This is a genomic window from Crossiella sp. CA-258035, from assembly GCF_030064675.1.
Lineage (GTDB): Bacteria > Actinomycetota > Actinomycetes > Mycobacteriales > Pseudonocardiaceae > Crossiella.
The window spans coordinates 4729775-4743202 of record NZ_CP116413.1 but is presented as its reverse complement, the minus strand read 5'-3'; the positions used below and the strand labels follow the sequence as shown (position 1 = coordinate 4743202).

General features: G+C 70.9%; 12 protein-coding genes. 2 read left to right on the top strand and 10 right to left on the bottom strand.

Features of this window, described 5'->3' with window-relative positions:
* Window positions 1-54: 54 nt before the first annotated feature.
* The 7 genes from N8J89_RS21630 to N8J89_RS21600 form a co-directional block, all read right to left on the bottom strand.
* Window positions 55-819: a 3-oxoacyl-ACP reductase gene (locus N8J89_RS21630; RefSeq protein ID WP_283658809.1), complete on the bottom strand. Its 765-nt coding sequence runs from the start codon at window positions 817-819 to the stop codon at window positions 55-57.
* Complete coding sequence (locus N8J89_RS21625; protein WP_283658808.1) at window positions 819-2186, bottom strand: aldehyde dehydrogenase family protein; 1368 nt, start codon at window positions 2184-2186, stop codon at window positions 819-821. The genes N8J89_RS21630 and N8J89_RS21625 overlap by 1 nt, the downstream gene beginning before the upstream one ends.
* On the bottom strand, window positions 2183-2920 hold the full coding sequence (locus N8J89_RS21620; protein ID WP_283658807.1) for a gamma-glutamyl-gamma-aminobutyrate hydrolase family protein: 738 nt from the start codon (window positions 2918-2920) through the stop codon (window positions 2183-2185). The genes N8J89_RS21625 and N8J89_RS21620 overlap by 4 nt, the downstream gene beginning before the upstream one ends.
* Entirely contained in the window at window positions 2901-4274 is a 1374-nt protein-coding gene (locus N8J89_RS21615; protein ID WP_283658806.1) for a glutamine synthetase family protein, read from the bottom strand. Before N8J89_RS21615 ends, N8J89_RS21620 begins: the two co-directional genes overlap by 20 nt.
* A 74-nt stretch (window positions 4275-4348) precedes the next feature.
* Window positions 4349-5098 (bottom strand): FadR/GntR family transcriptional regulator, encoded by a 750-nt coding sequence (locus tag N8J89_RS21610; protein ID WP_283658805.1) that lies wholly within the window; start codon window positions 5096-5098, stop codon window positions 4349-4351.
* 13 nt (window positions 5099-5111) lie between these two features.
* Window positions 5112-6566 (bottom strand): ethanolamine permease, encoded by a 1455-nt coding sequence (gene eat, locus N8J89_RS21605; protein ID WP_283658804.1) that lies wholly within the window; start codon window positions 6564-6566, stop codon window positions 5112-5114.
* Between the two features lie 95 nt (window positions 6567-6661).
* Window positions 6662-7579, bottom strand: a complete 918-nt coding sequence (locus tag N8J89_RS21600) for a phosphotransferase (RefSeq protein WP_283658803.1) — start codon at window positions 7577-7579, stop codon at window positions 6662-6664.
* Between the two features lie 106 nt (window positions 7580-7685).
* Between N8J89_RS21600 and N8J89_RS21595 the strand changes: the two genes are divergently transcribed.
* Entirely contained in the window at window positions 7686-10130 is a 2445-nt protein-coding gene (locus tag N8J89_RS21595) for a GcvT family protein (protein ID WP_283666217.1), read from the top strand.
* A 50-nt stretch (window positions 10131-10180) separates the two neighbouring features.
* On the opposite strand, the gene N8J89_RS21590 is transcribed toward N8J89_RS21595, so the two are convergent.
* Window positions 10181-11056, bottom strand: a complete 876-nt coding sequence (locus N8J89_RS21590) for an alpha/beta fold hydrolase (RefSeq protein WP_283658802.1) — start codon at window positions 11054-11056, stop codon at window positions 10181-10183.
* Between the two features lie 89 nt (window positions 11057-11145).
* Here N8J89_RS21590 and N8J89_RS21585 point away from each other — a divergent pair, with 89 nt between their 5' ends.
* Window positions 11146-11766, top strand: a complete 621-nt coding sequence (locus N8J89_RS21585; protein ID WP_283658801.1) for a TetR/AcrR family transcriptional regulator — start codon at window positions 11146-11148, stop codon at window positions 11764-11766.
* Between the two features lie 27 nt (window positions 11767-11793).
* Here N8J89_RS21585 and N8J89_RS21580 read toward each other — a convergent pair whose 3' ends face one another.
* Entirely contained in the window at window positions 11794-12453 is a 660-nt protein-coding gene (locus tag N8J89_RS21580) for a class I SAM-dependent methyltransferase (RefSeq protein WP_283658800.1), read from the bottom strand.
* Window positions 12454-12540: 87 nt separating this feature from the next.
* A complete protein-coding gene (locus N8J89_RS21575; protein WP_283658799.1) occupies window positions 12541-13146 on the bottom strand; it encodes a VOC family protein in 606 nt (201 codons plus the stop codon).
* Window positions 13147-13428: the final 282 nt, after the last annotated feature.

The following is a 13428-nucleotide window of genomic DNA, read 5'->3' as shown; positions in this document are numbered from 1 at the left end:
GACAGCGGTCCCGCACCGGCGATCTCGCGCGTCGGTGCGGGACTGGGTGCCGGGTTAGAGCGGGGTGACGTAGGCGCCGGTGAGGCCGCCGTCGACGAGGAACTGGGACGCGGTGATGAAGCTGGAGTCGTCGCTGGCCAGGAAGGCGACCGCGGCGGCGATCTCGGTGGGCTCGGCGAAGCGGCCCATCGGGATGTGCACCAGGCGGCGGGCGGCGCGTTCGGGGTCCTTGGCGAAGAGCTCCTGCAGCAGGGGCGTGTTCACCGGGCCGGGGCACAGGGCGTTGACGCGGATGCCCTCGCGGGCGAACTGCACGCCCAGTTCGCGGGACATGGCCAGCACGCCGCCCTTGGAGGCGGTGTAGGAGATCTGGCTGGTGGCCGCGCCCATCACCGCGACGAAGGAGGCGGTGTTGATGATCGAGCCCTTGCCGGCGCGCTGCATGTAGGGCAGCACGTGCTTGCAGCACAGGTACACCGAGGTCAGGTTGACCTCCTGGACCTTGCGCCAGGCCTCGATGCCGGTGGTCAGGATCGAGTCGTCCTCCGGCGGGGAGATGCCCGCGTTGTTGAAGGCGACGTCGATGCGCCCGTACTTGTCGAACACCGTGGCGTAGAGGGACTCCACGTCGGTGGCGCTGGTGACGTCGGCCCGCACGAACAGGCCGTTGACCTCGTCGGCGACCTGCTTGCCGGTGGCCTCGTCGATGTCGACGACCACCACCGTGGCGCCCTCCTCGGCGAAGCGGCGGGCGGTGGCCAGGCCGATGCCGCTGGCCGCGCCGGTGATGACCGCGACGCGGTCGGTGAGCCGTCCCATCAGTTCTCCTCAGTGCTGACGAACACGTTCTTGACCTCGGTGAACCCGTCCAGGGCGTCCGGTCCCAGCTCACGGCCGAGCCCGGACTGCTTGAAGCCGCCAAAGGGCGTCCAGTAGCGCACCGAGGAGTGCGAGTTGACCGAGAGGTTGCCCGCCTCGACCCCGCGGGCCACCCGCAGCGCGCGACCGACGTCCCGGGTCCAGATCGAGCCGGAGAGGCCGTACTCGGTGTCGTTGGCCAGCCGCAGTGCGTCGGCCTCGTCGGTGAAGGGCAGCACCGAGACCACCGGTCCGAAGATCTCCTCCCGCCAGGCCCGGTCCCGCTCGTCGCGGGGCAGCAGCACGGTGGCCGGGTAGAAGAACCCGTCGCCGCCGGGGGCCTGGCCTCGGTAGGCCACCGTGGTCTCCTCCACATAGGAGGCGACCCGGTCGCGGTGCGCGGCGGTGATCAGCGGGCCCATCTCGGTGGACTCCGCCGCCGGGTCGCCGACCACGACGCCCTTGACCGCGGGTTCGAGCAGTTCCAGGAACCGGTCGTAGACCTCGCGCTGGACGAGGATGCGGGAGCGGGCGCAGCAGTCCTGGCCCGCGTTGTCGAACACCCCGTACGGCGCGGCGGCCGCGGCCCGTGCCAGGTCGGCGTCGGCGAAGATGATGTTGGCGCTCTTGCCGCCCAGTTCCAGGGTCAGCCGTTTCACCTGGTCCGCGCAGCCGGCCATGATCTGTTTGCCGACCGCGGTGGAGCCGGTGAAGACCACCTTGCGGACGGCGGGGTGGGTGACGAAGCGCTGGCCGACCACCCGGCCGGCGCCGGGCAGCACCTGGAAGACGTCCTCGGGGATCCCGGCCTGGTGCGCCAGCTCGGCGAGGCGCACGGCGGTCAGCGGGGTCAGCTCGGCCGGTTTGAGCACCACGGTGTTCCCGGCGGCCAGCGCGGGGGCGAAGCCCCAGGCGGCGATCGGCATCGGGAAGTTCCACGGCACGATCACCCCGATCACGCCCAGCGGCTCGTGGAAGGTGACGTTGAGGCCGCCGGGCACCGGGATCTGGCGGCCGAAGTGCCGTTCGGGCGCGCCCGCGTAGTAGCGGATCACGTCCCTGGCGTTGCCCGCCTCCCAGCGGGCGTTGCCGATGGTGTGCCCGGCGTTGCGGACCTCCAGCTGGGCCAGGTGCTCCAGGTCGGCATCCACCGCCTCGGCGAAGCGGTGCAGCAGCCGCGCGCGGTCGCCGGGGCTGACCGCGCGCCAGGCCGGGAACGCCGTGGCCGCGCGCTCGATCGCGGCGTCGGTGGCGGCCTCGTCGGCCAGGGCGATGGTGTCGAAGACCGCGCCCGTGGCCGGGTTGATCAACTCGTGGGTGGCGGTCACGCTCTCGCTCCTTCTGCCGCGGCGCTCACCAGCGCGGTGAACAGGGGTGCGCTGGGATGCGCGGGGTCGGCGGTGTCTTCCTCGGGATGCCACTGCACCCCGAGGGTGAACGGGTGGCTGGGCTGGCGGATGGCCTCGATGGTGCCGTCGGTGGCGTGCCCGACGGCTTCCAGGCCGGGGGCCAGCTGGTCGATGCCCTGGTGGTGGTAGCAGGAGACCTCGATCTTCTCCCCCAGCAGCGTCGCGGGCGGGCAGCCCGGTTCCAGCCGGACCGTGGTGCGCCCGTACTGCCCCGGCGCGGGCTGGTGGTCGCGGTGGCCGAGCACCTCGGGCAGGTGCTGGTGCAGTGTGCCGCCCAGGCCGATGTTGAGCAGCTGCGCGCCCCGGCAGATGGCCAGCAGCGGGGTCCGCCGCTCCAGCGCGCGGTGCAGCAGGGCCAGCTCGGTGGTGTCGCGATCCGGCCGGATGCCGGTGGTGTGCTCGTGCGGTGCGGCCTGGTAGCGGGCCGGGTCGATGTCGGCGCCCCCGGCCAGGACCAGCGCGTCCAGCCGGGGCAGCGCGCGGGCGGCCTCGGCGCCCGGCGGCAGCAGCACCGGGATGCCGCCCGCGGTGATGACCGCGTCGACGTAGGTGCGCGGCAGCAGCGCGGCCGGGCGCTGCCACACGCCCCAGGCGGCGGTCTCGCTGTAGCAGCTGATCCCGATGACGGGCGCGTCAGAGGCGTTCGAAGCCACGGAAGAGCTCCCAGTCGGTGACGGCGGCCTGGTAGGCGCCGATCTCGATGCGCGCGGCGTTGAGGTAGTGCGCCACCACGTCCTCGCCGAAGGCCGTGCGGGCCAGCTCGCTGGCGGCGAATGCCTCGACCGCCTCGGGCATGGTGGCTGGCACGTGCTCGGCGTCGCTGGCGTAGGCGTTGCCGGTGAGCGCCTCGCCCAGCGGCAGTGCGCGGTCGATGCCGTCCAGGCCGGCCGCGATCAGCGCGGCGGTGGCCAGGTAGGGGTTGACGTCGCCGCCGGGCACCCGGTTCTCCACCCGCAGGCTGGCCCCGCCGTGGCCGACCAGCCGCAGCGCGCAGGTGCGGTTGTCCGGGCCCCAGGCCACCGCGGTGGGGGCGAAGCTGCCGGGCACGAACCGCTTGTAGGAGTTGATGTTCGGCGCGAGCAGCAGGGTCAGCGCGCGCAGGTGGGCCAGCTGCCCGGCCAGGAAGTGCTCGGCCAGCGCGGACATGCCGTGGCGGCGGTCCCCGGCGAAGACCAGCTCGCCGTCGGCGCCGCGCAGGCTGATGTGGATGTGGCAGGAGTTGCCCTCGCGCTGGTTGTACTTGGCCATGAAGGTCAGGCTCTTGCCCTCCTGGGCGGCGATCTCCTTCGCGGCGGTCTTGTAGATGCTGTGGTTGTCGCAGGTGGCCAGCGCCTCGGCGTAGCGGAAGGCGATCTCGTGCTGGCCGGGGTTGCACTCGCCCTTGGCCGACTCCACCCGCAGCCCGGCGGCGGTCATCTCGTTGCGGATGCGGCGCAGCAGCGGCTCGATCCGGGAGGTGCCCAGCAGCGAGTAGTCCACGTTGTACTGGTTGCTGGGGGTCATGTTCCGGTAGCCGTTGGTCCAGGCCTGCTCGTAGCTGTCGTCGAAGACGATGAACTCCAGTTCGGTGCCGACCTGGGCGGTGAGGCCGCGTTCGGTGAGCCGGTCGAGCTGGCGGCGCAGGACCTGCCGGGGCGAGGCGGCCACCGGGCTGCCGTCGGCCCAGGTGACGTCGGCCAGCACCAGCGCGGTGGCCGGGTGCCAGGTGGCCATGCGCAGGGTGTCCAGGTCTGGCCGCAGGGTGAAGTCGCCGTAGCCGCGTTCCCAGGAGGACATCTGGTAGCCGCCGACGGTGTTCATCTCCACGTCGACCGCGAGCAGGTAGTTGCAGGCCTCCGCGGAGTGCTCGACGACGTCGTCGAGGAAGTGCCGGGCGGCGATCCGCTTGCCCTGCAACCGGCCCTGCATGTCGGTCATGGCCAGCAGCACGGTGTCCACCGCGCCGGTGTCGACCAGCTCGTGCAGGCGGGCGAGCGAGAGCGGGGCCGTGGTTCCCGGCTGCGACACATCCGCCTCCAAATGGTCTGCGATTGGACCTTTGCAGGATGGTGGGTGACCGGCGCCACTGTCAAGCGCGCAGGTCAGCTCAGGAATCCGCGCAGCAGCGCCGCGGTCCCTTCCAGGTGTTCGGCCATCGCCGCGCGCGCTGCCTCGACGTCCCCGGCCAGCACCGCGGCCACGATCCGCTCGTGCTGCTCGTGCGAGTGCTCGACGTTGTGCCCCAGCAACGGGATCGCGTCCAGCAGCTCGTTGATCCGCATCCGGTTGTCAGCCACCGCCGAAGCCAGCGAGGCCGAGCCGGTGATCTGCGCGATCGCCAGGTGGAACCGGGAGTCCAGCTGCCGGTAGGTCTCCGGGGTGGCGGCGCGGACCTGCTCGTGCACCGCGCGCAGCAGCGCCCGCTCCGGCTCCGGCAGCTCCCGGCCCGCCGCCGCCTGCGCCGCGCCGGTCTCCAGCACCTCCCGGAAGATCAGCGTGTCCTCCAGGCCGACCTGGCCCATGCCGACCACCAGCTTGCGCAGCCGGGCCCGCCCGCGCGGGGCCTGCTCGGCCCGGCTGACCACGAACGTGCCGCCGAAGCGCCCGCGCCGGGACTCCACGTACCCGGACTGCTGCAGCGCCCGGATCGCCTCCCGCAGCGTCATCCGGCTGACCCCCAGCCGCACCGCCAGGTCCCGCTCGGCGGGCAGCCGCTCACCGGGACCGACCACGCCGAGCTTGATCGCCTGCAGGATCCGCTCCACCGCCTCCTCGAAGGCGTTGCCGCTGCGGACCGGACGGAAGACCGCCCGGTCCGCCAGGGTGGCCGGTGAGTCCTGCTCGGTGCTCATGAGAGCCACGATCTCACGGGTCCGCCAGCTCGGCCGTGGCGCGCCGCACCGCCTCGAACTCCTCCTCGGGCGCCTGCGCGACCAGGTGGTGGCGGCTGTAGAACCAGAAGTAGGCCAGCGCCAGCAGGAAGATCCCGGCCATGATCCCGGCGGCCAGGATGTCCACCAGGAAGGTGGCCACCACCGCGGCCGCGGCCAGCACCAGCGCGATGCCCGTGGTGACCACCCCGCCCGGCGTGCGGTAGGGGCGCGGCAGGTTCGGCTCGCGGACCCGCAGCACGATGTGGGAGACCATCATCAGCACGTAGGACACCGCGGCGCCGAAGACCGCGATGTTGATCAGCTTGGCCCCGTTCTGGGTGACCGCCGCCAGGATGAACCCGATCGCGCCGGGAACCAGCAGCGCCAGGATCGGCGTCTTGCGCTTGCCGGTCACCGACAGCTTCCTGGGCAGGTACCCGGCCCTGGAGAGGGCGAACAGCTGCCGGGAGTAGCCGTAGATGATGGAGAAGAAGCTGGCCACCAGCCCGGCCAGGCCGATGTAGTTGACGACGTCGGCGATCACCGCGTTGCCGCCGTAGACCGCGCGCAACGCCGCGGGCAGCGGGTTGTCCGAGGACTTCAGCGCGTTGCTGCCCGCCCCACCCGGCGCGGCGATCAGGATCAGCGCGGCGAAGACCAGCAGCACCAGCATCGCGGCCACGATGCCCTTGGGCATGTCCTTGCGCGGGTCCCGCGCCTCCTCCGCGGCCAGCGGCACGCCCTCGATGGCCAGGAAGAACCAGATGCCGTAGACGAAGGCGGCCAGGATGCCGGCGTAGCCGAAGGGCAGGAACGAGCTGGCCCCCACCGCGTCGGTGGGCGGGATGTCGGTCAGCCGGGACAGGTCGATCATCGGGATCATCGCCACCACGAAGACCACCAGGCCGACCACGGCGATCGCGGTGATGACGAACATCAGCCGCAGCGCCTCGCCAACGCCGTAGAGGTGCACGCCGACGAAGATGGCGTAACAGACCAGGTAGACCGGCCAGCCGTTGGTCAGCCCGAACAGCCCCAGCGCCTCGACGTAGCCGCCGATGAACACCGAGATCGCCGCCGGGGCGATGGTGTACTCGATCAGGATCGCGGTGCCGGTGGCGAACCCGCCCAGCGGCCCCAGCGCGCGCCGGGCGAAGCCGTAGCCCGCCCCGGCCACCGGCATCGCCGAGGCCATCTCGGCCAGGCCGAAGACCATGCAGGTGTACATCACCGCCATCAGGATGGTGGCGATCAGCAACCCGCCGAACCCGCCCTGGGCCAGGCCGTTGTTCCAGCCGGAGAAGTCGCCGGAGATCACGTAGGAGACGCCGAGCCCGGCCAGCAGCACCCAGCCCGCGGCACCCTTCTTGAGCTGGCGTTGCTCCAGGTAGCCCGCCTCGACCGGGGTGTAGTCCACTCCCCTGCCCTGGGGTTGTTCTGTGCTCACGCGCGCCTCCACCTGGGGTCCGGACAGCGGCTGATTGGTCAACGGTCAGACCATTGACCATAGTTGTGAGCGAGGTTACAAACGCTGTCAAGCCCTCAGTGGGCCAGTTGCAGCAGCCGGCCCAGCCCTGGGTCGGTCAGGGCGGCCTTGGCCCGCCCCCATTTGCCCGCGGCCTCGCCCCAGTAGTCGAAGGTGCTGCCCGGCTTGCTGAGCAGGCCGTGGTGGATGCAGAACCACAGTGTCCAGGTGAAGTCCGACATCGCCTGGAACAGCCGCACCCGCGCGGTCAGCCGCGGCGAGTGCTCGCCGAAGTAGGCATCGGCCAGCAGCGCCACCCGCTCGGGGTCGAACTGGCCCTCCGCGCAGATGTTGCCCAGCTCGAAGCCGGGGTCGCCGGTTCCGCTGAGCTGGTAGTCCACGATCCGGATGCCGCCGGGCTCGGCGATGAAGTTCTCCGCCAGCAGGTCGTTGTGGCAGGGTCTCGCCGGCAGCGGGTCCGCGCCCAGCACCGCCGCCAGCTTGCGCGCCAGGCCCAGGTGGTCCAGGTAGTCCTCGAACAGGGTCAGCTCGTGGCGGCGGCAGATCTCCAGCAGCTGCCGCTGCTTGGCGAAGATGTCGAACTCGTTGACGAAGGGCCGCGGCGCGGCGTGCAGCCGCCGGCAGGCCGCGGCCAGCAGCGGGATGCGCCCGGGTTCGCGGGTGTCGTCGAAGTTGAGCGTGCGGCCGGGCAGGTACTCCAGCACCAGCGCGGGCAGCTCGGGCAGGATGTGCAGCACCCCCGGCCCGGCCCCGGACTCCGCGGCCACCACGGTGTTGGCGATCTCCTGCTCCAGCGGCACCCCGAGACCGGCCTGCGCGACCGCGGGGTCGAGCACCCGCAGCACCTGGTCCACCCCGTCGACCCGCAGGTGGGCGACCTGGTGGCTGAGCCCGCCGGTCATCGGCAGCAGCTCCACCCGCCGTCCCGTCCACGCCGGGACCTGACTGATCGCGTCCTGCACGGTCGCCGACATAGTCGCCGAGTGTGTTGGCGCGCACACTTGTCCGTCAAGACACGCGGCCGCCTGGTTCCCCCGACCGGCCCACCTGCGCTACCAAGGACCGGTGTCCGTGGACCGAATGCTCCCAGACCGCGCCCGCATCGTCGTGATCGGCGGTGGCGTCGGCGGAACCAGCATCGCCTACCACCTCGCCAAGCTCGGCGAACGAGACGTCCTGCTGCTCGACCGGAACGAGCTGACCAGCGGCTCGACCTTCCACTCGGCGGGCCTGGTCGGCCAGCTGCGCGCCGATGTGACGCTGACCAGGATGAACATCTACTCCGCCCAGCTCTACGCCGAGCTGGAGGCCGGGGACAACCCGGTCGGCTTCGTGCCCTGCGGCGGCATCCGGCTGGCCTGCACGCCTGAGCGGATGCAGGAGGCACGGCGGCAGATAGGCTGGTCCCGCACCGTCGACCTGCCGTTGCAGGAGATCAGCCCGGCCGAGGCCAAAGAACTGTTCCCGCTGCTGGACACCACCGGGGTGCTCGGCGGCACCTACCTGGCCACCGACGGCTACGTCGACCCGGCCCAGCTCACCTACTCCCTGGCCGCCGGGGCGCGCGCGGGCGGGGTGCGCATCCACCCGCACACCAGGGTGCTGGGCATCGACGTGCGCGAGGGCCGGGTCCGCGGTGTGCGCACCGACCGCGGCGACATCGAGGCCGAGATCGTGGTCAACTGCGGCGGCATGTTCGCCGCCGAGATCGGCCGCCTGGCCGGGGTGCGGGTGCCGATCGTGCCGATGTCGCACCAGTACCTGATCACCGAGCCGGTCCGCCCGCGCGACGGCAGCCACCTGCCGACCCTGCGCGACCCGGACAACCTGGTCTACTTCCGCGAGGAGGTCGACGGGCTGCTCATGGGCGGCTACGAGCGCGACTCCGCGCCGTGGGCGCAGACCGGGGCGAACTTCGAGGCGGTGCCGCCGGACTTCAACGGCAAGCTGCTGCCCGAGGACTGGGACCGCTTCACCGAGATCGCCGAGGCCGCCCAGCAGCGGGTGCCCACCATGGCCACCGCTGGCATCCGCAAGATGATCAACGGCCCGGAGGCCTTCACCCCGGACAACGAGTTCTGCCTCGGTGAGACCGAGGTCGGCGGGTTCTTCGTGGCCGCGGGGTTCTGCGCGCACGGCATCGCCGGGGCCGGCGGCATCGGCAAGGTGATGGCCGAGTGGATCGTGGCCGGGGAACCGGAGTTCGACCTCTCGCACATGGACATCCGCCGCTTCGGCCGCCAGTACCGCTCCCCGTCCTACACCCGCAAGCGCACGGTGGAGAACTACGAGACCTACTACGACATCCCGTTCCCGCACCGGGAACGCGGCGCGGGCCGCCCGCTGCGGGTCTCCTCGGCCTACTCCTGGCACCGCAAGCACGGCGCCAGCTTCGGTGAGAAGTCCGGTTGGGAGCGGGTCAACCACTACGAGAGCAACGCCGCCGCCGGCCAGGAGTCCTGGCGACCGCAGGGCTGGGCCGGCCGGAACTGGTCCCCGGCCATCGGCGCCGAACACCTGGGCACCCGCGAGCGGGCCGGGCTGTTCGACGAGTCCTCCTTCGCCAAGATCGAGGTCACCGGCCCCGGCGCGGCCAGGCTGCTGGACTGGGTGTGCGCCAACGAGGTCGCGGGCCCGGTCGGCGCGGTCACCTACACCCAGGCGCTCAACGCCCGCGGTGGCATCGAGTGCGACTTCACCGTCACCCGCTGGGCCGAGCAGGAGTTCCAGGTCGTCACCGGCACCGCCTTCGGCTCCCACGACGCCGCCTGGCTGCGCCGCCACGCCCCTGCCGACGGCTCGGTCCGCATCGCCGACGTCACCGGCGCCTACTCCTGCTTCGCCCTGTGGGGACCGAGTTCCCGGGACATCCTGGCCGGGCTCACCCCCGCGGCCTTGGACAACGAGTCCTTCCCCTACCTCACCGCGCAGGAGACCACCGTCGGCGACGTGCCGGTGCGCGCGCTGCGGGTGACCTTCGCCGGGGAGCTGGGCTGGGAGCTGTACTGCTCCAGCGAGTACGGCGCCGCGCTGTGGCGCACGCTGTGGGAGGCGGGCCAGGAACACGGTGTCATCGCCGGCGGTTACCGCGCCATCGACAGCCTCCGCCTGGAGAAGGGCTACCGGCTGTGGGGCTCGGACCTCACCCCGGAACGCACCCCGTACGAGGCGGGCTTGGGCTTCTGCGTCAAACCCGACAAGCCCGGCGGTTTCCACGGCCGCGAGGCCCTGCTGCGCCGCAAGGAGGCCGGGTTCACCCACCGCCTGCGCTGCCTCACCCTGGACGACTCGACCGTCTGGCCGCTGGGTAGCGAGGCGGTCCGGGTCGACGGCGAGGTGCTGGGCCGGGTGACCACCGGTGGGTTCGGCTACACCGTGGGCCGCGCCATCGCCTTCGTCTACCTGCCGGTGGACCGGGTCAAGATCGGCACCGAGGTCGAGGTGGAGATCTTCGGCCGCTGGGTGCCCGGCGTGGTCGAACGCGACCCGCTGTTCGACCCCAAGGGCACCCGCGTCCGTGCCTGACCGCGACCGGTGTTCGGGAACAGCGCCTGTTCCCGAACACCGGTCCCTGGTCAGCGCACTTGCGCGCCCACGAAGTCCAGCACCAGCTCGACCACCCGCTCCGGCTCGTCCAGGGTCAGCGCGTGCCCAGCCTCGGGCAGCACCTCGACCCGGGTGATGCCCGGCAACCCGGCCAGCCGCTCCAGCAGCGAGTCCAGGTCGTTGAGCCTGCTCTTGCCGCCGAGCACCACCAGGCTCGGCCTGCTCAACGCGGCCAGCTGCGCCTCGGTGTAGAGCTGAGGCAGGGGCAGCACCTGCCGGAAGCCGACCAGCTTCGGCAACAGCCTGCGGAGGACCTCCGACCGCAGCGTCCCGTTGACCAGCCACCGCGACCCCCACTCCCGCACCCGCCGCGGGGTGAACAGGAACAACAAGCAGGCCAGGTTCCACCGGATGAACCGCCAGCCGATCTTCTCGAACCCCGGCGGCTCCAGCAGCGCCACCGAGGCCACCCGATCCGGCGCGCGCAGGGCCGTGCGCACCGACACCCACGCCCCGTAGGACATCCCGACCAGGTGCGCTCGCTCGACCCCGAGCCCGTCGAGCACCTCCACCAGCCACGCGGCCAGATCCTCGCCGTCGAGCACCGGTCGCTTGGGCAGGTGGTGCCCGGGTTCGGCGATGGTCTCCGGGGAGAAGATGGTGTGCGCCGCGCTCAGCCGCCCGATGATGTTGTTGTAGGTCAGCGGCAGGCCGCCGGAGGGCGCCACCAGCACGATCGGGATGCCGTCGCCGGTGCCGTTGCGCTGCACCCTGGTGGTGCCGAAGGAGGTGCGCACCTCGGCGAATTCCGTGGCTGACGGCCAGACCTCGGCCATCAGCTCGTCGTAGGTCCGGATGAAGTCCTCGCGCGCCCGCTCGTTCCGGAAACCAGCTCGCTTCGTCATGCCCAGTCGATCGTCCACCACAGCAACCCCCATCACTGTCGGTTATGATACGAACGTATCACGTTGATGGGTGTCGTAGGGTGTGCGCCGTGCCAAAACTGGTTGATCATGAGCAGCGTCGCGCCGAGATCGCCGAGGCGTTGCTGCGCATCGCCGGCACCCGCGGCCTGCACGCCGCCAGCATGCGCGAGGTCGCCACCGAAGCCGGCGTCTCCTTGCGCCTGGTGCAGTACTACTTCCACACCAAGGAAGAGCTGCTGCTCAACGGGCTGACCCGCCTGGTTGACAAGCTCAACGAGCGCATGCTCGACCGCATCCGCAAGGCCGGCCTGCCGCCAACGCCACGCAGCATCCTGTACGCGGCGCTGATCGCCCTGCTGCCCACGGATGAGGAAAGCCACCGTGTCCAGCTCACCCTGGTCGCCTACCAAGCCCTGATGATCTCCGACCCGGCATTCGCCAGCCGCAACTTCGGCACCACCCCGGACAAGCTCGAGCAGTACCTGGCCGGCCAGATCCGCCTGGCCCAGGAGGCAGGCGAGATCGACGCCGACCGGGATCCGGCGATCACCGCCACCATCCTGGTGGCGCTCACAGGCGGCCTGGTCTCCAGCGTCGTCGGCGGGCAACGCGACGGCGCGGCGGCCGAACGCGTCCTCCGCGACCACCTGGATCGCCTGTTCGCCGGGCAGCCCGAACCGTCGGCGTGATGCTCAGGCGCCATTCGTCATCGGCAGTCACTCCTTTCGTGCTCGCACTCCGAACACCGTCGGCGTCGGCGCTCCACCCTCGCCGAAGCGCTCCAGCACCAGGCCGGCGGCCAGGAAGTCGTGGAGTAGCTGCGGCAGTGGGCGGTGGGTGGCGCCGACCTTGTCGCGCAACCCCTGTGCGGTCCACGACGCGGTCGTCCAGTGGGTGTCCCGGTAACCGGGCTTGATCACTATGGCCGCCGGGGCGGACCGGTCGGCAAAACCGCCGCAGAAACACGGGTGCACCCCGAGGTGGACGAACACGCCGCCAGGGCGCAGAACTCGGGCCACTTCGCGGAGCACCGCCGGATAGCCGGGCATGTCGGTATGGGTGAGCACCGTCATGACGGCCGCCAGTGAACTGTCGGCGATGGGCAGGCATTCGGCGTCGGCCTGAGCCACGGGCAGTTTCGCCGACGCATGACGGAGCATACCGCAGGAAATGTCGAGTCCAAACGGATCCCAGCCCAGTGCACGGAGCCGATCGGCATGCGCGCCGGTTCCGCAGCCTATTTCCAGGCACGGTCCGCCGCCTGCGCCGAGCAGGTCGACCAGCAGCGCGGTCAGCTCCAGCGGATCGGAATCCCGTTGTGCAGCAAGGAATTCGTGCTCGTACCAGTCGGCGATGTCGTCGTAGTGGGCGCGCATACATACACCAAACCCGAAGCGATGGTCCATATGCGACCGATTCTTCGCTGGGCGAACACTGAAATGACACGATCGAGTCAGAAAAGCCTAAGGGCCGGTGATCAATTCGAATTCGCCATTTAGACCGTGTATGACTGATCTCAGGCCGACGCGGTTGGCTGGACGGACCGGCAACGTGACGTCCAGTGCAGCCAGGGTGGTGCGAAGCGGTTCCGGATCCGGGGACATCGCGTGCAGCTCCACCAGCGGCGCCACCGGAAGGTTCCCGGCAGGGTGTGCCGTGTCACCCCAGTCGATCAGGAACGGGACGACTCCAGTGCCTGGCGGGGTGAGCCGCCAGCTCAGCCGTCGTCCGTCGGTGGCGACACGTCCCATTGCCTGCGGTGTGCCCGGATCGACACCGCGGGCGCGGGCGGCGGCCACGCTCGCGTCGATGTCCGTGGCGCGGGCGGCCCAGGTCATCAGGCTGGGTCCGGTCAGCGTGCCGAGTCCGAACACGGTCGGCTCGACTACGCGGTCCGGATCCGGTCCGATGATCTCCAAGTAGGCCTGCTCACCCACGCCGAGCAAGTAGTTCGCCGTCCCCCACGCTTCATGGCGTCCGCCTGGTACCGGGCGGACGCCGGAAAGGAGGTGCACCAAGTCGACGGTGCCGGCCAGGTCCGGCGTCGCCAGCACGAGGTGGTCGAGCATTGAGTCCCCCGTTCCCTTGACATCCCGGCACCGTCATACCAGATTGATGCTGACTGATTGATCAGTCACAGCTCCTGGAGGTGGCGGTGCGTCAGGTCCGGGATGGGCTCGGGCCCCTCGCGGAACAACGGGCATTCGTTCGGCTCGCTCGGGTGTTCACTGCGGCGGGGGTCCACCCGCTGACGCGCGTCAGCGGGGCGAGCGGCCCTCGCGGCGTGGCCAGCCGTTGGCGTGCGACGGCACGGTGAGTGACGGTGCACTGGGTGGTGTTGCCGGGGTTAA

What these genes read in the sequence shown, in the direction of transcription:
- N8J89_RS21630 (WP_283658809.1), bottom strand. Translation starts at nt 819, where the DNA reads ATGGGACGGCTCACCGACCGCGTCGCGGTCATCACCGGCGCGGCCAGC.
- N8J89_RS21610 (WP_283658805.1), bottom strand. Translation starts at nt 5,098, where the DNA reads ATGAGCACCGAGCAGGACTCACCGGCCACCCTGGCGGACCGGGCGGTC.
- N8J89_RS21600 (WP_283658803.1), bottom strand. Translation starts at nt 7,579, where the DNA reads ATGTCGGCGACCGTGCAGGACGCGATCAGTCAGGTCCCGGCGTGGACG.
- N8J89_RS21595 (WP_283666217.1), top strand. Translation starts at nt 7,686, where the DNA reads ATGCTCCCAGACCGCGCCCGCATCGTCGTGATCGGCGGTGGCGTCGGC.
- N8J89_RS21590 (WP_283658802.1), bottom strand. Translation starts at nt 11,056, where the DNA reads ATGACGAAGCGAGCTGGTTTCCGGAACGAGCGGGCGCGCGAGGACTTC.
- N8J89_RS21580 (WP_283658800.1), bottom strand. Translation starts at nt 12,453, where the DNA reads ATGCGCGCCCACTACGACGACATCGCCGACTGGTACGAGCACGAATTC.
- N8J89_RS21575 (WP_283658799.1), bottom strand. Translation starts at nt 13,146, where the DNA reads ATGCTCGACCACCTCGTGCTGGCGACGCCGGACCTGGCCGGCACCGTC.